This window comes from Ideonella flava, from assembly GCF_051857595.1.
Classification (GTDB): Bacteria; Pseudomonadota; Gammaproteobacteria; order Burkholderiales; family Burkholderiaceae_C; genus Ideonella.
On sequence record NZ_JBPZHD010000021.1, the window covers coordinates 1 to 20,045 of the forward strand.

The 20,045-nt window shown below is 68.9% G+C and carries 18 protein-coding genes, 1 tRNA gene and 1 pseudogene; 14 read left to right on the plus strand and 6 right to left on the minus strand.

All coding sequences use genetic code 11. The features are described 5' to 3' along the window. Positions 1-935: beta-galactosidase (locus ACS5PM_RS31525; RefSeq protein WP_439392053.1), on the plus strand; the 935-nt coding region annotated here is incomplete at its 5' end. A 171-nt stretch (positions 936-1,106) separates the two neighbouring features. On the opposite strand, the gene ACS5PM_RS31530 is transcribed toward ACS5PM_RS31525, so the two are convergent. Further along, a complete protein-coding gene (locus ACS5PM_RS31530; protein WP_439392054.1) occupies positions 1,107-2,027 on the minus strand; it encodes a LysR family transcriptional regulator in 921 nt (306 codons plus the stop codon). 142 nt (positions 2,028-2,169) lie between these two features. Between ACS5PM_RS31530 and ACS5PM_RS31535 the strand changes: the two genes are divergently transcribed. The 4 genes and pseudogenes from ACS5PM_RS31535 to ACS5PM_RS31550 all read left to right on the plus strand — a co-directional run. After that, entirely contained in the window at positions 2,170-3,099 is a 930-nt protein-coding gene (locus ACS5PM_RS31535; RefSeq protein ID WP_439392056.1) for a dihydrodipicolinate synthase family protein, read from the plus strand. Between the two features lie 51 nt (positions 3,100-3,150). Then, positions 3,151-4,128 carry a Bug family tripartite tricarboxylate transporter substrate binding protein gene (locus ACS5PM_RS31540; RefSeq protein WP_439392058.1) on the plus strand — a complete coding sequence of 326 codons (978 nt, stop codon included), beginning with the start codon at positions 3,151-3,153 and terminating at the stop codon, positions 4,126-4,128. Between the two features lie 42 nt (positions 4,129-4,170). Then, positions 4,171-5,280, plus strand: a complete 1,110-nt coding sequence (locus tag ACS5PM_RS31545) for a porin (protein ID WP_439392059.1) — start codon at positions 4,171-4,173, stop codon at positions 5,278-5,280. A 522-nt stretch (positions 5,281-5,802) separates the two neighbouring features. After that, positions 5,803-5,962 (plus strand): annotated as a pseudogene (locus tag ACS5PM_RS31550) (LysR family transcriptional regulator); the annotation flags it as partial. A 99-nt stretch (positions 5,963-6,061) separates the two neighbouring features. On the opposite strand, the gene ACS5PM_RS31555 reads toward ACS5PM_RS31550, so the two are convergent. After that, positions 6,062-6,135, minus strand: a tRNA-Gly gene (locus ACS5PM_RS31555). 13 nt (positions 6,136-6,148) lie between these two features. After that, positions 6,149-8,311, minus strand: coding sequence for a prolyl oligopeptidase family serine peptidase (locus tag ACS5PM_RS31560; RefSeq protein WP_439392061.1), 2,163 nt, complete (start codon positions 8,309-8,311; stop codon positions 6,149-6,151). 100 nt (positions 8,312-8,411) lie between these two features. Here ACS5PM_RS31560 and trmB point away from each other — a divergent pair, with 100 nt between their 5' ends. Beyond that, positions 8,412-9,122 carry a tRNA (guanosine(46)-N7)-methyltransferase TrmB gene (gene trmB, locus ACS5PM_RS31565; protein ID WP_439392063.1) on the plus strand — a complete coding sequence of 237 codons (711 nt, stop codon included), beginning with the start codon at positions 8,412-8,414 and terminating at the stop codon, positions 9,120-9,122. 114 nt (positions 9,123-9,236) lie between these two features. Here trmB and ACS5PM_RS31570 read toward each other — a convergent pair whose 3' ends face one another. Further along, positions 9,237-10,064: an undecaprenyl-diphosphate phosphatase gene (locus ACS5PM_RS31570; protein WP_439392064.1), complete on the minus strand. Its 828-nt coding sequence runs from the start codon at positions 10,062-10,064 to the stop codon at positions 9,237-9,239. Between the two features lie 65 nt (positions 10,065-10,129). Further along, positions 10,130-10,699, minus strand: a complete 570-nt coding sequence (locus tag ACS5PM_RS31575; protein ID WP_439392065.1) for a YceB family lipoprotein — start codon at positions 10,697-10,699, stop codon at positions 10,130-10,132. A gap of 74 nt (positions 10,700-10,773) precedes the next feature. Between ACS5PM_RS31575 and ACS5PM_RS31580 the strand changes: the two genes are divergently transcribed. From ACS5PM_RS31580 to ACS5PM_RS31600, 5 genes are all read left to right on the plus strand, one after another. Continuing rightward, positions 10,774-11,439, plus strand: a complete 666-nt coding sequence (locus ACS5PM_RS31580; RefSeq protein ID WP_439392066.1) for a TetR/AcrR family transcriptional regulator — start codon at positions 10,774-10,776, stop codon at positions 11,437-11,439. 37 nt (positions 11,440-11,476) lie between these two features. Further along, positions 11,477-12,130: a protein-L-isoaspartate O-methyltransferase family protein gene (locus ACS5PM_RS31585; protein WP_439392067.1), complete on the plus strand. Its 654-nt coding sequence runs from the start codon at positions 11,477-11,479 to the stop codon at positions 12,128-12,130. 168 nt (positions 12,131-12,298) lie between these two features. Beyond that, a complete protein-coding gene (locus tag ACS5PM_RS31590; RefSeq protein ID WP_439392068.1) occupies positions 12,299-13,732 on the plus strand; it encodes a TolC family outer membrane protein in 1,434 nt (477 codons plus the stop codon). A gap of 120 nt (positions 13,733-13,852) precedes the next feature. Continuing rightward, complete coding sequence (locus ACS5PM_RS31595) at positions 13,853-15,262, plus strand: DUF1800 domain-containing protein (RefSeq protein ID WP_439392070.1); 1,410 nt, start codon at positions 13,853-13,855, stop codon at positions 15,260-15,262. Positions 15,263-15,279: 17 nt separating this feature from the next. After that, the gene (locus ACS5PM_RS31600; RefSeq protein WP_439392071.1) at positions 15,280-16,503 is read left to right on the plus strand and encodes a DUF1501 domain-containing protein; all 1,224 of its coding nucleotides are present in this window, start codon (positions 15,280-15,282) and stop codon (positions 16,501-16,503) included. A gap of 15 nt (positions 16,504-16,518) precedes the next feature. Here ACS5PM_RS31600 and gntR read toward each other — a convergent pair whose 3' ends face one another. Then, on the minus strand, positions 16,519-17,547 hold the full coding sequence (gene gntR, locus ACS5PM_RS31605) for an HTH-type transcriptional regulator GntR (protein WP_439392073.1): 1,029 nt from the start codon (positions 17,545-17,547) through the stop codon (positions 16,519-16,521). 166 nt (positions 17,548-17,713) lie between these two features. Here gntR and ACS5PM_RS31610 point away from each other — a divergent pair, with 166 nt between their 5' ends. The 3 genes from ACS5PM_RS31610 to ACS5PM_RS31620 are packed head-to-tail and all read left to right on the plus strand — an operon-like array spanning position 17,714 to position 20,023. Continuing rightward, a complete protein-coding gene (locus ACS5PM_RS31610; protein WP_439392074.1) occupies positions 17,714-18,220 on the plus strand; it encodes a gluconokinase in 507 nt (168 codons plus the stop codon). Beyond that, positions 18,217-18,723: a TRAP transporter small permease subunit gene (locus ACS5PM_RS31615; RefSeq protein WP_439392076.1), complete on the plus strand. Its 507-nt coding sequence runs from the start codon at positions 18,217-18,219 to the stop codon at positions 18,721-18,723. The genes ACS5PM_RS31610 and ACS5PM_RS31615 overlap by 4 nt, the downstream gene beginning before the upstream one ends. Before the next feature lie 7 nt (positions 18,724-18,730). Beyond that, on the plus strand, positions 18,731-20,023 hold the full coding sequence (locus tag ACS5PM_RS31620; protein WP_439392078.1) for a TRAP transporter large permease: 1,293 nt from the start codon (positions 18,731-18,733) through the stop codon (positions 20,021-20,023). The last annotated feature ends 22 nt before the right edge of the window (positions 20,024-20,045 follow it).

A 20,045-nucleotide genomic window follows, 5' to 3' on the forward strand; every position in this document is an offset into this window, starting at 1 on the left:
AGGTGCTGATGGGCCTGCTCGACCACGACGACCGGCCCTCCTGGAAGCTGGGCGAATGGGCGCGCATCGCCAGCGACTACGCCAAGCTCGAGAAGCTCGGTTTCCCACGCAAGGTGGAGCCCAGGGTGGCCATCGCCTACTCGTTCGAGAACGTGCACGCCACCAGCCCGAACGGCCCGTCGAACACCGCTCGCCAGTACCTCAAGACGCCCTACCTGAAACAGGCGCAGGGGGCCTTCGAGCCGCTGCTGAAGGACAACATCGACGTGGCCATCATCAAGCTGTCGTACGAGGACCTGAGCCGCTACCGCCTCGTCATCCTGCCCGGCATGTACCTGCTGGACGAGGCGTCGACGCAGGCCGTGCGCAGGTTCGTCGCCGACGGCGGCACGGTCATCATGACGGCCCAGTCGGCCAAGGTGAACGACAACAACCAGTGGCACGCCACGCCGCTGCCGGGGGGCCTGACCGACGTCTTCGGCCTGCGCACCAACGAGTACTACGACTGGGCCGGCACGCTGAAGCTGGGCGACGAGGAGATCAAGAGCTCGATCGCGCATTTCGAGGTGCTGGAGCCGTCCACCGCCGAGGTGATGGCGCGCTTCACCAGCTTCGACGGCCAGCCGCCGGCGATCACGGTCAACCGCTTCGGCAAGGGCCGCGCGATCTACGTCGCCACCCCGGCGCAGCCGGAGATCATGCGGCCGCTGCTGCGCCAGCTCTACGCCGGCCTCGGCATCCAGCCCGGCCCCAAGACGCCGGACGGCGTGTTCGCGCGTGCCGTCGACGGCCGCGTGCTCTACGTCAACACCACCTGGGCACCCGTGGACGTGCCCATCGCCGGCGCGATGAAGGGCGTGCTCGGCGGCCAGCGCTGGGACGGCACGCTACGCCTGGAGCCGCTCGGCGCGGAACTGGTGGAACGCCAGAACTGAACGAGCGCAACGATGCGCCTCCGTCTGGAGACCGCGGCCGGCCGGGCCGTTCGCTGGCTGCCGCCGCCATTCATCTCCGCGACTTCTTCCTTGTGGTCATGGCACCTGATCGCATCCAGCGCGGACCGCAGCCCGGAATCAAGTGTCGCCAGCGGCGACTGACAGGCCTGTTCACGCCGCGGATTCGGTCAATTGCTGCCCCCACCCTTCCACCAACTCCTGCAAGGTCTGGGCCACCACCCGGCAGGCCGGTGAGAGCTTGCCCTGCTTCGGCAGGGCGAGTGTCACGTGGCGGCAGAGGTCGGGCTTGACGAGTTTGGTGGCTTGCAGTCGGCCGCTGCGCAGTTCGGCGGAGAAGGAATACGGGCCCAGGATGGAATAGAGCCTCGGCGTGTTCGCCACGAGCTCTTTCTGCACGGTGAGCGAGTCGGCCTCCACGATCGGCTCGAGCTTGAAGCCGAGGCTGCGCGCGGTTTCGTCCAGCGCGTTGCGCCAGTGGCTGGGGCGGCGCGGCAGCACGAGGCGCAGGCCGGCCAGGCGCGCGAAGTTCAGCGTCGGCTCCCGCGTCAGCTCGTCGTGAGGAGCCGAGACGAGGTACGTGTGCGCTTCGCAAAGCAGCCGCTCGTCGCGGCCGCTCGGCTTGTGGAAGCGAAAGAGGACCGCCAGGTCCACTGCGCCGCTGTCCAGCATCGTGTCCAGGTCGGCGCCTTGCGCTTCGGCGATGTCGAGCCGGATACCGGGATGCTCGGCTTGCAGGCGCTGGAACAGGCGCGTCATCAGCGGGTGCGCCGCCGAGGGGATGATGCCCAGCCGCACCTCGCCGAGCAACCGGCCCGCTTCGCTTTTCAGCTCCTGCGCGAGTTGCTCGGTCTCTTGCAGCCAGGGGCGCAGCCGCGCCACGGCACGCGCACCCAGCTCGGTGAGCGCCACGCCGCGGCCCGTGCGACGAAAGAGCGCGCCGCCGAAGCCGGCCTCGAACTCGGTGATCTGCCGGCTCACGTGCGATTGCACGGTCTGCCGCCGGGCCGCCACCTTGCTCAGGCTGCCGGCTTCTGCCACTTCGAGAAAGAGCCTGACGCTGGCGATGTTCATGCGGGCGCTCCCGGCTTGGGCTGATTTGCCTGAACAGGCAAGTCTGAATGCTCTGAAGTGTATCTATGCAGGGGGCTGAGCGGTTTCTACAGTCCACCTCACCGACACCCCTCCCGCCCCCCGCCCTGAAAGGACCCCCGCCATGCAAGCCCCCGACCTCCGCGGCCTCGTGCCCGCCCCCGTCACCCCCTTCACCCGCGAAGGCGCGGTGGACTACGACGCCATCATGCGCATCGGCAAGTGGCTCGGCAGCATCGCCGGCGTCAAGGGCCTGACCGTGCTCGGCCACGCCGGCGAAGGCACCTTCCTGACGCAAGACGAGCAGGCCAAGGTGATCGCCACCTTCCGCGAATCGGTGGGTGGCCGCCTGCCGATCATTGCCGGCATCACGCTCGAAGGCACGCAGGTGGCCGCCGAAGAGGCCAAGCGCGCCGTCCAGGCGGGCGCCTCGGCCGGCCTGGTCTATCCCTCGCACGGCTGGCTGCGTTTCGGCTACCAGGACGGTGCCCCGCAAGACCGCTACCGCGCCATCTTCGAAGAGAGCGGCCTGCCGCTGATCCTGTTCCAGTACCCGGACGCGACCAAGGCCACCTACAACCTCAAGACACAGCTCGAGATCGCCGCGCAGCCCGGTGTGTTCGCGATGAAGAACGGCGTGCGCAACATGAAGCGCTGGGACACCGAGATCCCCGTGATCCGCCGCGAGCGGCCGGACCTCCAGATCCTGACCTGTCACGACGAATACCTGCTGCACACCATGTTCGACGTGGACGGCGCGCTGGTCGGCTACGGCGGCATCGCTCCCGAGCCGCTGATCGAGATGATCGCCGCGGGCAAGGCCAAGGACTACGCCAAGGCCCGCGCGCTGCACGACCGCCTGCTGCCGGTGACGAAGAACGTCTACCACCGCGGCTCGCACATGGAAGGCACCGTGGCGCTCAAGTGGGCCCTGGTGGCGCGCGGGATCCTCGACCACGCCACGGTGCGCAGCCCGTTGCTGCCGCTGGCCGAAGGCGCCGACAAAGAGATCGCCGACGCGATGCGCGCCGCCGACCTGGGCCTGGCACGCTGAGCCTTTCATCGCCCAGCACGCCCCCGCACACCGAAAGACCCAGGAGACAAGATGAAACCGCTGAACCTGTTGCTGGCCGCCATGGTGGCCGCATTCGCGGTGGGCCCGTGCTGGGCTGATGCGGCGAAGTTCCCCGAGCGCGATCACCAGCTGCATCTGATCGTGCCGTTCGCTGCCGGTGGTGGAGTCGACAACGCGGCCCGCCTGCTGGGCGAGCAGTTGCGAAAGCAGCTGGGCGTCACGGTGATCGTCGAGAACAGGGCCGGCGCCAACGGCACACTGGGCGGCAAAGCCGTGCAGGGCTCGCCGGCCGATGGCTACACGCTGCTGTTCTCGGCCGCGACCCATGTGCTTGCCAAGCAGGTGATGGCCAACGCGCCATACGATCCGCAGACCGATTTCATGCCGGTGGCCCGGGTGGGCGAGGCACCGCTGATGCTGGTGATCTCGCCGCAAGCCAAGGCGCAGAAGCTGGGCGAGGTGCTGGCCGCTGCGAAGCAGAAGCCCGAAAGCTGGATGGCCGCCATTCCGGCCTCGGGCGCGCCCAGCCACCTGGCCACGCTGCTGCTCGCCAAGCAAGGCGGTGTGTCGTTCACCTATGTGCCCTACAAAGGCACGCAGCCGGCGCTCACCGACGTGGCCGGCGACCACGTCAACCTGCTGATGGATTCGATGATCTCGCTGATGCAGATGGCCAAGGCGGGCAAGGTGCGGCCGATCGCGATCACCTCGAAGAAGCGCAGCGCGCTTCTGCCCGATGTGCCCACCGTGCAGGAGAGCGGCCTCGCCGGCTTCTCGTACGTGAGCTGGTACGGCGTGTGGGCGCCCAAGGGCACGCCGCCCGATCGCGTAGCCGCGCTGAACACCGCCATCAATGCCGCGGTGGCCGAGCTGGCCAGGTCCGGCGCGTACACGAGCCTGGGCATCGAGCCGGTGAGCGAAAGCCCTGATCAATTCAAGCGCTACATCGCCGCCGATGTGGCGCAGGGCGCCGAGTTGCTGAAGAGCGCCGGCTTCCAGCCCGAGTAGCTCAAGAACGGCATCCCGAACATTCCTTCGAGGAGACAGATCATGTGGAAGCTCTTGTGGGCGACCGGCTTCAGTGCGGCCAGCCTCGGCGCCGCGGCGCAATCCAGCGTCACGATCGGCGGGACCCTCGATGCAGGCATGCGCCAGGTGCGCAATGGCAGCCTGGGCACCGACCGCTCGGTTGTCAGCGGCGCCAACTCGACCAGCAAGCTGATCGTGCGCGCCAACGAAGATCTGGGCGGCGGCTTGAGCGCCGGCATCTACCTCGATGCGACCATCCTGGCCGATACCGGCGGCGCCGGCGCGAATACACCCGCCGGCCAGTTCTGGGATCGCCGATCCACGGTGAACCTGGCCCACGGCAAGCTCGGCGAGCTGCGGCTGGGGCGCGATTGGGTGCCCACGCACCTGGTGTGGAGCGGCTTCGATCCCTTCACCACCTTGGGCATCGCGAGTGCCAACAGCTTCCGCTCCTTCGCCGGCTCGCGGGCGCTGGGCCAGGCCTTCGGCCCCTTGCCGGATGCGCAGCAAGCCAACCCCACGCTGCGAGTCAGCAACGCGGTCGAGTATTTCCTGCCGTCCGACTTGGGTGGTCTCTACGGCAGCGTGATCAAGACCGCCGGCGAGCGCGGCACCACGGCGGCTGGCTTCACGAGTGGCGATGGCCTGCGCCTCGGCTGGTCGGGCCGCGGCTTCAATGTGGCCGCCGCGCAGTTCACCACGCGCAACGCCGCCGGCGGCGAGTCGTTCAAGGACCTGGCGTACGGCCTCTCCTACGACTTCGGCGTGGCCAAGGTCAACATCGCGCAACGCCGCTGGACCTTCGGACCGGACAAGACAGTGAACACGCTGGTGGCCGCCACCTTCCCCGCCGGATCCGGCGTGGTCAAGCTCAGCTGGCTGCAGGCCGACCAAAGCGGCAGCGACGCTGTGCAGAACGCGAAGGACGCCAACCTGCTCGGCCTGGGCTACGTCTACAGCTTCTCCAAGCGCACCGCGGTGTATGGCCACGCCGCCCGTGTCGCCAACAAAGGTACCGCCGCCTTCGCCATCCCCGGCGGGCCACCGACCAGCGGCGTGCCGAACGCGCCGAACTACTTCGGCGGCCAGACCTCGACGGCTTTCGAGGCGGGCATCCGGCACGACTTCTGAGCTGCTGCCTCAGGCCGATCCAGCCACGCGTTCTTGCGCAGACTGCATCCGTCCAGTCAAACAACTTTGCGGTGCCGGCGCAGTCTGCGACTCGTTGTTCGGTGGTCGCCGACACGGACTTCGTGACCTCGTTGGTGAAGCCTTGCTGTGTCGACAGCGTGGTGACGGGCAGCTTGCGGGATCGATCGATCCCCTTGTCGCTGCCAAACCAGATGTAGCCCTCGTGATCCTCGAACAGGCTGCACGCGATGTTGCCGGACAAGCCCTGCACCGACTGAAGTCTCCTGCCTGCTCTATTCACTTGGCCGCCGGGTAGACGTTCAATCGGCATCGATGTTGTTGCCGGAACGCTCGATGGCCACCCTGCGTGAGGGCTCCAGGGCTGCTGCACCTGCAGGAGGGCGACCTGGAGGATGCGCGGTAGTGGTACGACCGTGCCGGCCGCCACTTCCGCAGCCGCGGCAGCCTCGCGCAGGAGATCGAGAGCTTCCAGGCCGCGCTGGGAGCGCAGACGAGCGGTCGATGATCGAACTGCGCCAGCTGCGCTACTTCATCGCCGTGGCCGAGGACGAGAACGTCGGGCGCGGCGGAGCGCCTGCACATTTCGCAGTCGCCACTGAGCCGGCAGATCCGCCAGCTCGAGGACCAGGCGCTGACTGTACGGCGCCGCGAAGCGGCACGGGCCCCGCCCGGCGGCCTGGGCGTGCGGCACGGCACAGCGAGCGATTCACAGGTGCCCAATGCAAAGAGGGTCCCTCTGGGACCCTCTTGGACGTCATCTTGGAGCGGGTGAAGGGAATCGAACCCTCGTATGAAGCTTGGGAAGCTGCCGTTCTACCATTGAACTACACCCGCAGCGACACGCATTCTAGCGGCCCGCGGATGCACCCGGCGGCACGAGTGGCACGTCGAGTTCGTGCAGCAGGAAGCTGTACTCGTCGGTGTACTCCTCCACCCGTTCGGAAAGTGCCGTGCCGATGCCGTGGCCGCTGGCCCCGCTGGTGCGAAGCAGGATGGGCTGTCCGCCGGGGTCGGCGGCCTGCAGGCGGGCAATCATCTTGCGCGAGTGCGCCGGGTTGACGCGGCCGTCGTTGTCGCCGGTCATCATGAGCACGGCCGGGTAGTCGGTGCCGTCCTTGACCTTGTGCAGCGGCGAGTAGGCGTACAGCGCGTCGAACTGCGCCTTGTCCTTCACGGTGCCGAATTCGGTGACGTTGAAGGCGCCGTTGGGGTCGAGCTCGACGCGCAGCATGTCGTAGATCCCGACCGCGCTGTCCACCGCGCGGAAGAGCTCCGGCCGCTGCGTCATTACCGCACCCATCAGCAGGCCGCCGTTGCTGCCGCCCTGGATGGCCAGGCGCTTCGGGTTCGTCACCTTCTGCGCGACCAGGTACTCCGCCGAGGCGATGAAGTCGTCGAAGACGTTCTGCTTGCGCGTCAGGTTGCCAGCCATGTGCCAGGCCTCGCCATACTCTCCGCCGCCGCGGATGTTGGCCACCACCAGCACGCCGCCGCGCTCCAGCCAGACGCGCCGCGCTGAACTGAAGTACGGCGTCATGCTGACGCTGTAGCCGCCATAGCCGTAGAGGATCGTCGGGTTGTTGCCGTCGCGCGGCGTGCCCTTGCGCTGCAGGATGGTCAGGGGCACCTTGGTGCCGTCCTTCGAGGTGGCGAACTCGCGCTTGACCTCGCAGTCGCCATAGTCCGCGGCCGAGGTGACAGCCAGCGCCGACTTGCGCGGCGCCTGGCCGGCGGCGACGTGGTACCAGGCCGGTGGCGCGAGGTAGCTGTTGATGCGCGCCACCACCTGGCCGCGGCCCACGCGCACCAGGGCATCGACACCGCTGACGGGCGGCAGCTCGATCTCCTTCGGCTGGCGGGTGCGCAGGTCGACGGCCCGCAGGCGCGAGGGGCCGCCGAGCAGCTCATCGACGAGCAGCGTGCCGTCGGCGACGACGAACTGCTCGATCGTCCCTTCGCTTTCGGGCAGCACCACCTGGGCGTGCGCGAAGTCGGGATGGGCCAGCGGCAGGCGGACGATCTTGCCCTTGGGTGCCCCGCGGCGCGTCATCAGGTAGAGCCAGCCGTCCTCGCCGAACTCGGCCGCCTTCACCTCGTCGGCATAGGCCGCCACGGTTCGCCAGCCCTTGGCGTCGCGCAGGTAGAGCGCGTGCTCTCCCCCGTCGCCATTCGACACCAGTGCCAGCGTGTGGCGACCGTCACGCGAGCTCTGCAGCTGGGTCTCGGCAATGCGCGGGTAGTCCTTGCCAGCCTCGTAGCGGTCCTTCTCGACCGGGGTGCCCAGGCGATGGAACCAGACCTGCTGGTAGAAGTGGACGTCGGCCTCGGCGCGCTCGCCCGGGGCGGGATAGCGGGTGTAGTACAGGCCGGTGGCGTCGTGGTTCCAGGCCACCGAGCCGCCCCCCGTCGGATAGGCGACGCGCGGCACCTGGTCGCCCAGCTCGCGGCCGCTGGCGGCGTCGTAGACGTGCAGCGTGCCGTCCTCGCTGCCGTTGGCCGACAGCGACACGGCGATCTTGCGGCCATCCGGCGATGGTTCGTAGAAGTCGATCGTGATCGCGCCCTTGTCGGACATCAGGTTGGGATCGAGCACGACACGCTCGCCCTCGGTCGAGTCGACCGACTTCAGCGCCACCAGCAACGGCTGCTGCTTGGGCGGCTGGCTCTTCATCGCGAACACCGTCCCGCCGCGCTCGATCAGGCCGAAGTAGGAGTTGGAAGTGGAGGTGAGCAGGTGCCGGATGCGCTCACGCAGCACGTCCCTTCCCGGTACGGCATCCAGCACTTCGCGGGTCAGCCTGTTCTCGGCCGCGACCCAGTCCTTGACCGCCGGGTCGTCGCCCCTTTCCAGCCACTGGTAGTCGTCAGTCACCTGGACGCCGTGGTAGGTGTCAGCCACCGATCGCTTGGGGGCTGCGGGGTAGTCCCTCGCCTGGACGCCGCCATGCGCGAACGCCAGCACCGCCACCGCCACGGGCGCCGCCGTGGTCCAGTCGAAAAGCCGCTTCATTGTTCCTGCCTCCTGCTCGTCGTCGCCTCGTGGGCGGGGCACCCTGTGGGGATCGCAGGGCGAGCGGCGATGGTAGTGGAGGCCCGGGGCACAATTCGACATGGTCCAGGCTCCTTCCCATCCCGACATTCCCGCATCCGACCCGCCGCACCGCGCCATCCGCAGCTTCGTGCTGCGCGCCGGGCGCATGGGCACCGGGCAACAACGTGCGCTCGAAACGCTGGGGCCACGCTTCGTGCTGCCCTTCTCTTCTTCGCCACTGGACCTTCCCGCGACGTACGGGCGCCAGGCCCCCCTGGTGCTGGAGATCGGCTTCGGCATGGGCGCCGCCACCGCCGAGATCGCGGCTGCACGGCCCGAGACCGACTTCCTCGGCGTGGAGGTTCACACCCCGGGCGTCGGCGCGCTGCTCAAGCGCATCGGCGAGATGGAGCTCGCCAACCTGCGCATCGTCCAGCACGACGCCGTCCAGGTCGTCGAGCAGATGATCGCGCCGGCATCGCTGTCAGGCGTGCACGTCTTCTTCCCTGACCCTTGGCACAAGAAGAAGCACAACAAGCGGCGCCTCGTCCAGCCGCCTTTCGTAGCCTTGCTCGCCTCGCGTCTGGCGCCCGGTGGCTACCTGCATTGCGCGACCGACTGGCAGCCTTATGCCGAGCAGATGCTCGAGGTGCTGTCGGCCGAGCCGACCCTGGTGAACACCGCCGAAGGCTATGCCCCGCGGCCCGACTACCGCCCGCTGACCAAGTTCGAGGCCCGTGGCCTCAAGCTCGGCCACGGCGTCTGGGATCTCGTCTTCAAACGCAAGTAGTCCCACGAGCGCGCGCAGCGCCGCTCCCTACCAGGGCGTGCGCGGATCCGGCTTCGCCGGTCCGCTGCGCGAGCCCCCATCGGGGGCGGGCCCCGGCAGGGGCCGTGGGGGCCCTCATTCCGTCCAGTGGACCCAGCCCATGAAATGGGTCAGGAGCACCACGCCGCCGAAGGCGATGCGGTACCAGGCGAATGCCGTGAAGCGATGGGTGGCGATATAGCGCAGCAGCCAGCGCACGCAGACCCAGGCCGCCAGGAAGGAGACCACGAAGCCGGTAGCGAACATCGGCAGGTCCGCCGCTGACAGCAGTGCGCGCTCCTTCCACAGGGTGTAGGCGCCGGCGCCCACCAGCGTGGGGATGGCGAGGAAGAAGCTGAAGTCGGTCGCGGCTCGGCGCGACAGGCCCAGCAGCATGCCGCCGATGATGGTCGCGCCAGAACGGCTGGTGCCCGGGATCATGCCGAGGCATTGCACCAGGCCCACCTTGAAGGCATCCCAGGGGCTCATCGTGTCGGCGTGGGCGACTCGCGGCTCGTGCCCCTGCTGGCGGCTTTCGGCCCAGAGGATGACGAGGCCGCCGACGATGAACGAGGTGGCCACCACCGGCGCGTTGAACAGGTAGGCCTTGATGGTCTTGTAGGCCAGCAGGCCGATCACCGCCGCCGGCAGGAAGCCGATCGCGACGTTCAGCACGAAGCGGCGCGCGCCCTCGCTGGTCGGCAGGTGGATCACCGCGCCGGCCAGCCGGGCCCAGTAGACGATCACCACGGCCAGGATGGCGCCGCTCTGGATCGCGATCTCGAACACCTTCGCCTTGCCATCGGCAAAGTCCAGCAAGGCGCCGGCGAGGATGAGGTGGCCGGTCGAGGAGATCGGCAGGAATTCGGTCAGGCCCTCGACCACGCCCATCACGGCGGCCTTGAGCAGCAACAGCAGGTCCAAGAGGCTACGAGCTCCGGCGGCGACAAAAGCGGCGGATCATAGCCGGCGCTCCCGCGAGCCTCGCATCAGCGCCGCGGCACGGTCGTGACTTCCACCCCGTCCGGACGCACGCGAACCTCTCCTGGCGCCAGGCCGGCATCGGCCAGCCGCTGCAACTGCTCAGGCTTCAGGCGGTGCAGCACCAAGCCGTCCAGCATGCCCTCCAGCACCACGGCCCCGAGCCGTTGGGCCTGGGCGCTCACGCCGGCATCGATACGCAACTCGGTCACGCGCGGCTCGGCCATGCTCAGGCTGCCGTCCATCGGGTCGAGCTTCAACGCGTATTCCAGCGCCAGCCGGCCCTGCCAGCGCTGGCCGAAAAGGCGATCGGCCGCACTGACGTCGAACGAGGTCGCCAGGCGGTTCGATTCCGGCCTGAGACTCAGGCTCGGGTGGTTCAAGTTGACGTCCAGCGTCTGGAGCAGGCGCTTTTCCACCGGGAAACGGCGCGCCAGCAGCTGGTTCAGCTCAGATTCGCTGAAATGCACCCGCGGCGGGCCGATGAGCCCGGCACAAGCGCCCAGCAGGGCGGCGCCGCCCAGGACAAGGCAGAGTCTGAAGACGTTTCGGCGGCGGGGATCGATTCGGACAAGCATCCGCAAAGGGTAACCCGCCGGCTTGACGTGTCGGCCGGTCCTGCTAATATTACTGACCAGTCAGTCATTAATTCATGTCCCCACCCTCCACCACCCGCCAGCGCCGCAAGGACGCCCGGCCCAGCGAGCTGCTCGATGCCGCGCTGGAGCTGTTCGTCGAGAAGGGATTCGCCGCGACCCGCTCGGAGGAGGTCGCCGCGCGCGCCGGCGTCTCGAAAGGCACGCTCTACCTGTACTTCCCGAGCAAGGAAGAGCTGCTCAAGGCCGTCATCCGCCACACGCTGATGGCCGACATCGCCCGTGGCGCCGAGCGCCTGTCCCAGGAGGACGGCCCGACGGGCGCCCTGCTGGCCGAGCTGATGACCGAGTGGTGGGTGACCGTCTACGAAAGCCCCAGTTCTGCCATCTTCAAGCTGGTGATCAACGAGGTCCGCAACTTCCCCGAGATCGGCGACTTCTACCTGCACGAGGTGATCGAGCCCGGCCATCGCCTGATCGGCGGGCTCATCCAGCGCGGCATCGACCGGGGCGAGTTCCGGCCGGTGGACATCGACTCCGCCGTGCACTCCATCGTCCTTCCGATGGTGATGCTCTGCCTGCACAAGCACTCGATGGGCGCCTGCGGCTTTGCCGACGCCCACCTGGCGCAACCGGCCGAGTTCATCCGCCAGCACCTGGACCTCATCCTCAACGGCTTGCGCGTTCCTGACGCGAAGCAGACATCGCGCTCTCTAGAATGAAGGGTTGTCCCCAGAGCACCCATCGTCCGAGGCCGCCATGAACATCGAACAAGCCCGTTTCAACATGATCGAACAGCAGATCCGGCCCTGGGAGGTGCTGGACCAGGCCGTGCTGCAGCTGCTGTCGGTCGTCAAGCGCGAGGACTTCGTGCCGCCCGCCCTGCGCGCGCTGGCCTTCGTCGACACCGAGGTGCCGCTGCCCGAAGGCCAGTGCATGCTGGCGCCCAAGGTCGAGGCGCGGCTGCTGCAGGAGCTGAAGGTCCAGCGCCATGAGTCGGTGCTGGAGGTGGGCGCAGGCTCGGGGTTCATGGCCGCGCTGCTGGGCCACCGCGCCCGCCAGGTGATCACGCTCGACAACCGGCCGGCGCTTGCGCGCATGGCGTCGGACAACCTGCGACGCGCCGGCGTCACCAACGTCCAGGTGCGCGAGGCCGATGGCCGCAACGGCCTCGCCGAAGAAGGCCCGTTCGACGCCATCATCCTGTCGGGTTCGGTGTCCAGCGTGCCGCAGGCCCTGCTGGCCCAGCTCAAGCCGGGTGGGCGCCTGATCACCATCGAAGGCGCCGAGCCCATCATGCAGGCCGTGCTCTACACCGCCCAGCCCGGTGGCGCGAATGCGAAGAGCGTCCTGTTCGACACGGTGGCGCAACGCCTGGACGGCTTCGCCGAGCCGACGCGCTTCCATTTCTGACCGATCGACGCCGGCGATGCAGCAGCGCAGCCCGTCGCCGGTTTTTGTCATCACGGCCTGCGCGGCGCGCAAGTCGTCGCATTCCTGCTGCGCCGGGGGCTGACCCTCGCGTACAAACTCGCCCGTTCGTCCAGACACACAAACGCACTGCACCGAGAGGAACCGACCATGACGCTGACGCGCCGCCTGCCCCTGTCCCGCGCCCCCGGGCTCAAGCCCCTGGCCCTGGCGCTGGCCCTCGGCCTGGCCGCCGGCGCGGCGCAGGCCCAGAGCCTCAGGGAGCTGTACGAAGCGGCACGCGCCTATGACGCGACCTACCTCGGCGCCCGCGCAACGGCTGAAGCGACGCAGTACCGCGCCGACCAGGCCGGGGCGCTGCGGCTGCCCACGGTCGGCCTGCAAGCCACCTCCACCTACATCGATTCCAAGACGGGCACCCGGACCGTCGTGCCGCCGACTGCCGCGGCCAGCGCGATCACCAGCACCACCACCACCGACGCCAGGACCACGACCAACCAGGTCGTGCTGTCGGCCCAGCAGACGCTGTTCAACAAGGCCAACAGCGCGACCATCGAGCAGGCGGATCGCGGCGTGGCGATCGCATTGGCGCAGTTGCGCGCCGCGGAGCAGGATCTCGTCGTGCGGGTTGCCCAGGCCTACTTCGACGTGTTGAACGCCATGGACACGCTGTCGACCGTGCAGGCCAGCAAGAAGGCCATCTCCGAGCAGTTGGCCTCCGCCAAGCGCAACTTCGAGGTCGGCACCGCGACCATCACCGACACCCGTGAAGCCCAGGCTCGCTACGACCTGGCGCTCGCCCAGGAGCTGGCAGCCGACAACGACTTGCGCGTCAAGCGGCTGGCCCTCGACCAGCTGGTAGGCCGCCCGAATGCGACGCCCAGGTCACTGGCCGTACCGGTCACGCTTCCGCCTCTTGCCCCGGCGAACGTCGACGACTGGATCTCGGCCGCCGATGCGCGCAGCCCGACGATCCAGCAGGCCCAGTTCAACCTGGAGGTGGCGCAGCTCGAGACCCGGAAGGCCCGCGCCGGCCATCTGCCGACGCTGACCCTGGGGGCCAACTACGCCAAGACCTATCCAAGTGGCTCGGCGGACGTGACGACGACCGACCCGACAGGCACCGGCACGGTCAACAGCCGCAACCTGAATAGCACCTCGGCCGGCGTGGCACTCACGCTCAACGTCCCCATCTTCGCCGGCTTCTCGATCCAGAACCGCGTCAAGGAAACCCTGTCGCTGGAGGAAAAAGCCCGCAACGACCTCGACGTGGCGCGCCGCGGCATCACCCAGGGCACGCGTCAGGCCTACTTCGGCGTGCAGACCGGCCGCGCCCAGGTGAAGGCGCTGGAGGCTGCCGAATCGTCGAGCAAGCTCGCCCTGGAGGCGACGCAGCTCGGCTACAAGGTCGGCGTCCGGGTCAACCTGGACGTGCTGAACGCCCAGACGCAGCTCTACACGACCCAGCGCGACCTGGCCAAGGCCCGCTACGACGTGATCGTCGGCGACCTGAAGCTGCGGCAGGCCACGGGCCAGTTGCAGCCCGAAGACCTCGAAGCCGCCGACGCCCTGCTGGCCAGGTAAGCAGTCACCCCTAGGACAAGTTTCTTTACCCCCGGGCATCCTCGCGTGGTGCTCGGCGTCAACGATCGGGCGTTATAAAAAGGTACGTGCCGCCGGCACGCGCCCCACATGCCCTGATCGATGACAGCTGCTGCTCCAATCAACGCGGCCATAGCCGCCCACCGCTTCGGGCTCGGCGAGCCCAGGCTCGAAGCCCTCGGCGCCGATCCGGCCGCCTGGCTGCGCCAGCAGATCGGGCCGGGTGACGCACCGGTCGGCGGCCCCTTCGCGAGCGCTGCCGAGGCGCTCGCCGCGTATGCCGAACAGAAGGTGCCGGTGTCCGAGTTGCTGGCCATGCCCGGCCAGCCCAGCGGGGCGCCCGAATTCGAGTTGCGCGACATCGTCAACACCGATCTCGAATCGCGCCTGGCCACCGCCGTCACCACGCGCCGGCCCTTCGCCGAGCGCCTGGTGCTGTTCTGGGGCAACCACTTCTCGGTCTCGATCAACAAGGGGCCCGTGCGCGGCCTGGCCGGCGCGCTGGAGCGCGAGGCCATCCGGCCGCACATCGCGGGCAAGTTCGAGACGATGCTGCGCCAGGCCTCGATGCATGCGGCGATGCTGCGCTACCTCGACAACAACTCCTCGACCGGCCCGCACTCGCCCGCGGTCGTGCGCCTGGCCCGCAAGGGCGTGAGCCAGGAGCGCCGCAAGAAGGCCGCCACCGGCCTGAACGAGAACCTCGCCCGCGAGATCATGGAGTTGCACAGCCTCGGCGTGGCCGGAGGCGGCGGCGCCTACGGGCCCTGGGGCGGGTACACGCAAGCCGATGTCACGGCCTTCGCCGCCGTGCTGACCGGCTGGCGCGCCTACGACCCGCCGCGCGATGGCCAGGCCACCTTCTTCGATGCCCATTGGCACGAGCCGGGTCCCAAGGCCATCATGGGCAAGAACTATCCCGAGGGCCCGCAGGCGCTGGACATGGTCATCCACGACCTCGCCGTGCACCCGGGCACCGCGCGCTTCATCTCCACCAAGCTGGCGCGCCATTTCGTGGCCGACGAGCCACCCGTCTCGCTGGTGGACAAGCTCGCCAGGACTTTCGGCGACACCGGCGGCGACCTGGCCGCCGTCTACCGCACCCTCATCGACGCCCCCGAGTCGTGGGACCCGGCGCTGCGCAAGCTGAAGGCTCCCGAGGAGTTCGCGATCACCTCGCTGCGTCTGTTGGGGCTCGACGGGCAACAACTCGCCAAGAGCAAGGATTCGGCACTTGCCGCCCTCGGCCAGCGGCCGCACACCGCCCCTTCGCCCGCCGGCTGGCCGGACAAGGCCGACGAGTGGCTCGGGCCGGACGCCCTGTGGAAACGTGTCGAATGGTCACAGCGCGTGGCCGAGCGCGTGGGCGATCGCGTCGATGCACGGGCGGCCGCACGCGCGAGCCTCGGCCCTCGGCTCTCCGAGTCCACCTACCAGCAGATCGAGCGCGCGGCCGACGCCCCGCAGGCGCTGGTGCTGCTGCTGATGTCGCCCGAGTTCCAGCGGCGATGAGCACGAAAGATTCCGCCATGAACACCGAACTCTCCCGCCGCGGCCTGCTGCGCGGCGCCCTGGCCGCCGGCGCGGCGGCGGCGACCGGTTCCTGGGCTTCGCTGGCCCTCGGCGGCACGGCCACGCCCGACACGCCGCGCCTGGTGGCGGTGATCCTGCGTGGCGGCATGGACGGCCTGTGGACCGTGCCCCCGGTCGGCGACCCCGGCTTCGCCCCCGCACGAGGCGCGTTGGCCGCGTACGCCAGTACGCCACTGGCCCTGGAGGGCCCGTTCGCCCTTCACCCGGGCTTCGCTCAACTGCATGCGATGTGGGGCCGCAAGGAGTTGGTCGTCGTGCATGCCACCGGCCTGCCCTACCGCGATCGTTCCCACTTCGATGCGCAGAACGTGCTCGAAGGCGGCGGCGAGCGGCCCTATCAAATGGCCACCGGCTGGCTGGGTCGTGCCCTGGCCGCGGGCGGCCAGCCGGGCCTGGCCTTGTCGACCGCGGTGCCGCTGCTGATGCGCGGCCCCAAAGAGATCGACACCTGGGCGCCCTCTGCGCTGCCCGAGCCCTCGCCCGACCTGGTGGCCCGCCTGGCCAGGGTCTATGCCAACGACCCCGCCCTGTCGGGCGCCTTGATGCGGGCCCAGGGCCTGCGGACCGACATGCCCAACACGGCGGAGATGATGGCCATGGCCGCCAGCCCGGGCAACGGCAAGAACGCCAACGGCAGCCTGCCGGCGATGACGCGCAAGGCCGCCGAGTTCATGCTGCAGCCCAGGGCGCCGCAGATCGTCATGCTCGAACAGGGCGGCTGGGACAGCCACGCCAACCTCACCAACGACAAGAGCGCCTTCCTCACCAACCTGCGCCAGCTCGACGAGAGCCTGGGCCTGCTGCGAGAGCTGCTGTCGGCCCCCCAGGCCAACGGCCTGTGGAACCGCACGGTCGTCGTGGTGGCGACCGAGTTCGGCCGCGAGGTGGCGATCAACGGCACGCGCGGAACCGACCATGGCACCGGCGGCGTGGCCTTCGTGCTCGGCGGCGCGGTGCGTGGCGGCCGGATGCTGGCCGATTGGCCGGGTCTCGCGCCCAAGGACCGCTACGAAGGCCGCGACCTCAAGACCACGACCGACCTGCGGGCGGTCTTCAAGGGCGTGCTGGCCGACCACCTGCGCATCGCGCGCGGGCCGCTGGACAAGGACGTCTTTCCCGGCACCAGCGGCATGAAGCTGCCCGAGCTGATCAAGGCGTAGCGCCGTCGAGATCCCTCAGCTGCTGCCGCGCAGCACCAGCTCGAAGCCCAGGTCCACCACCGGTTGCGCCACGGTCTCGTCGCGCATGAGCGCCAGCAGCATCGCCGCCGCCGCCTGGCCGACCTCGGCGCGCGGGGTGCGGATGGTGGTCAGCGGCGGCACCATCTGGTCGCTGCCCGTCAGGTCGTTGAACCCTGCGATGGCGATCTCATCGGGCACCTTCACGCCTCGCCGCAGTGCCGCGAGCAGCGCGCCCTGCGCGAGGTCGTCGTTGCAGTAGAAGATCGCATCGATGGCCGGGCGCTGGCCGATGATCTGCTCGAACATCCGCCCTCCGAGCGCGATCGAGGAAGGGGCCGGGTTGAGCCATTCCAGCGTCGCGTCGTAGAGGCCGGCCGCGCTCATCTCGCGCCGCCAGCCCTCCAGCCGCTGCAAGGTGCGCGGATCCAGTTGCGCCGCGGCGAAGGCCACGCGGCGGTGGCCCCCCTGCAGCAGATGCCGGGTCAGCGCCGCGCCCGCCTCGGCTTGCGACAGGCCCACGCTGTACAGCCCTGAGCCCGGCGGTGCCAGGTCCATCATGTGGACGCACGGCACGCCCGCCTGGGCGATGAGGGAGCGGGTCGCCTCCGGGCGATCCAGGCCCGTGACCAGCAGGCCGGCCGGCCGGTGCAGCAACTGCTCGCGCAGCAGGGTCGACTCCTCCACCTCGTCGTAGTGCGTCACGCCGATCAGCGTCTGGTAGCCCGCCGGACGCAGCGTGCGTTGGACGGCCTCCAGCAAATCGACGAACAGCGCGTTGGACAGCATCGGGATCAGCACCGCCACGTGCGTGCTGCGGCGCGAGGCCAGCGCACGAGCCGCCGGATCGGGTACATAACCCAGCCGGTCAGCGGCTTCACGCACCCGCGCGACGAGCGCCGGATCGACCGCGCGCTCTCCCCGCAAGGCCCGCGAGACGGTGATCGGACTCACTTCGGCGGCACGCGCCACGTCGTTCAAGGTGACCCGGCCGCTGGCGCGGCGGCGGGAAGCGTTGGAAGTCATCTAAGGGTTTGCCCGGATGAGCCGGGAAGGATTGATGTCTAGGATAGCGCTGTCCGGCACCCGAGGGCAAGCCGGCGACTCATCCGACCCAGCATGTTACTGGCCCGGCAAAGTCGCCTCCCCCAGGTCGCCGCTTTTTTGAACCTGATTGGACAGCGCTATCCCAATGAAGCATTCGGTGGTCGTGATGGGTGTCTCGGGCTGCGGCAAGTCCAGCCTCGGCGGCTCGCTGGCCGAGGCCATCGGCGCCCGCTTCGTCGAGGGCGATGCCCACCACAGCGAGTCCAACCTCCACAAGATGCGCAGCGGCATCGCGCTGACCGACGCAGACCGTGAAGGCTGGCTCGCGGCCCTCGCCGTCGAACTCGCCAAGCCGCCCTTGCCGGTCGTGCTGACCTGCTCGTCGCTCAAGCGCCGCTACCGCGATCGGCTTCGTGCCGCTTCGGCGAACCTGCGCTTCGTCTTCATGGACATCGATCGCGACGAAGCCCTGCAACGCGTCGCTTCGCGCGGCGCCGCACACTTCTTTTCCACCGACCTGGTCGACAACCAGTTCGCGACGCTGGAGCGGCCCGACGGGGAGCCCGGCGTGCTGCGCGTCGACGCGACGGCGCCCCTGCCGGCGCTGACCGCCGAGGTCGTCACCTGGCTCGCCTGCGAGGACAAAGCATGAGCACGATCGATCCAGCCCCCAAGCCGTTGTTCCAGCGCGTGGCCCAGGCCGCGATGGCCGCCTGCCTCGGCGTGATGGCGGTCGCCGTCTTCGTCAACGTCGTGCTCCGCTATGGCTTCGGCAGCGGCATCGCGGCGAGCGAGGAACTCTCGCGTTTGCTCTTCGTGTGGATGGTGTTCATCGGCGCCACCGCAGCCTACCCCGCCGGCGAGCACATGGCCTTCACCAGCCTCATCGGGCTGCTGAAGACGCGACCCGCCGCCATGGCCGTGGCGACCCTGGCGATCCGGCTGCTCGTCGTGCTGGCCTGCGTCCTGCTGGCCTGGGGCGCCTGGCAACAGGTGCTGGTCGGCATGGACAGCCATTCGGTCGTGCTGGGCTACCCGACCTCGCTGCTGCCGCTGCCGGCGCTGCTCTGTGCCGTGGCCATCGCCGTGATGGCGCTGATCGAGATCGTCAAACGCGAGCCGCTGGACCTGGGCCACGGCGCCGAAGTGGAGTGAATGCCGCATGAGTCCCGAAGCGCTCGCCTTCGCCATCTTCTCCGCCGGCATGCTGGTGCTCATGGGCATCGGCATGAACATGGCGCTCGCCCTGGTGCTCACCGGCGCCGGCATGGCCTGGGCGCTGGACTTCTGGGACACCCAGCTGCTGGCGCAGAACCTCGTCGCCGGCATCGACAGCTTCCCGCTGCTGGCCGTGCCCTTCTTCATCCTGGCCGGCGAGCTGATGAACGCCGGCGGCATCAGCCGCCGCATCATCGACATGGCCCAGGCCTGGGTCGGGCACATCCGCGGCGGCCTGGGCTATGTCGCCATCGGCGCCGCGGTGCTGATGGCCAGCATGAGCGGCTCGGCCCTGGCCGACACCGCGGCGCTGGCCACCATCCTGCTGCCGATGATGAAACGCCAGGGCTACCCCATGGCCACCTCGGCCGGCCTGCTCGCCTCGGGCGGGATCATCGCGCCCATCATCCCGCCTTCGATGCCCTTCGTGATCTACGGCGTCACCACCAACACCTCGATCTCGGCACTCTTCGTCTCGGGCATCGTGCCCGGCCTGATCATGGGCGCGGGCCTGATCCTGGCGTGGAAGTGGGTGCTGCGGCGCATCGAGCTGCCGGCGGGCGAGCCGCTGCCGATGAAGGATCGCCTGCACGCCACCGCCAAGGCCTTCTGGGCCATGCTGATGCCGATCATCATCATCGGCGGCATGAAGACCGGCATCTTCACGCCGACCGAGGCGGCGGTGGTCGCCGCCTTCTATGCGCTCGTCGTCGCCCTGTTCGTGCACCGCGAGATGAACCTCGGCCACATCCACACGGTGCTGGTGCAGGCCGCCAAGACGACCGCGATCGTCATGTTCCTCTGCGCCGGCGCCCAGGTGGCCAGCTACATGATCACGCTGGCCGACCTGCCCGGCGTGCTGTCGGGCTGGCTCGGCCCGCTGATCGAAAGCCCTCGCCTGCTGATGGCCGTGATGATGATCGTGCTGGTGCTCATCGGCACCGCGCTCGACCTCACGCCCACCATCCTGATCTTCGCGCCGGTGATGCTGCCCATCGCCGTCAAGGCCGGCATCGACCCGGTGTACTTCGGCCTGATGTTCGTGCTCAACGGGGCCATCGGCCTCATCACGCCGCCGGTGGGCACGGTGCTCAACGTGGTCGCCGGCGTGGGCCGCCTTTCGCTGCACCAGGTGATCAAGGGCGTGAACCCCTTCCTGCTCACCTACCTGGTGATCCTGGTCCTGTTCGTGGCCTTCCCTTCGCTCGTCATCGCGCCCGTCGCCTGGATGCGCTGATCCCCGACCCTAGCCTTTCACA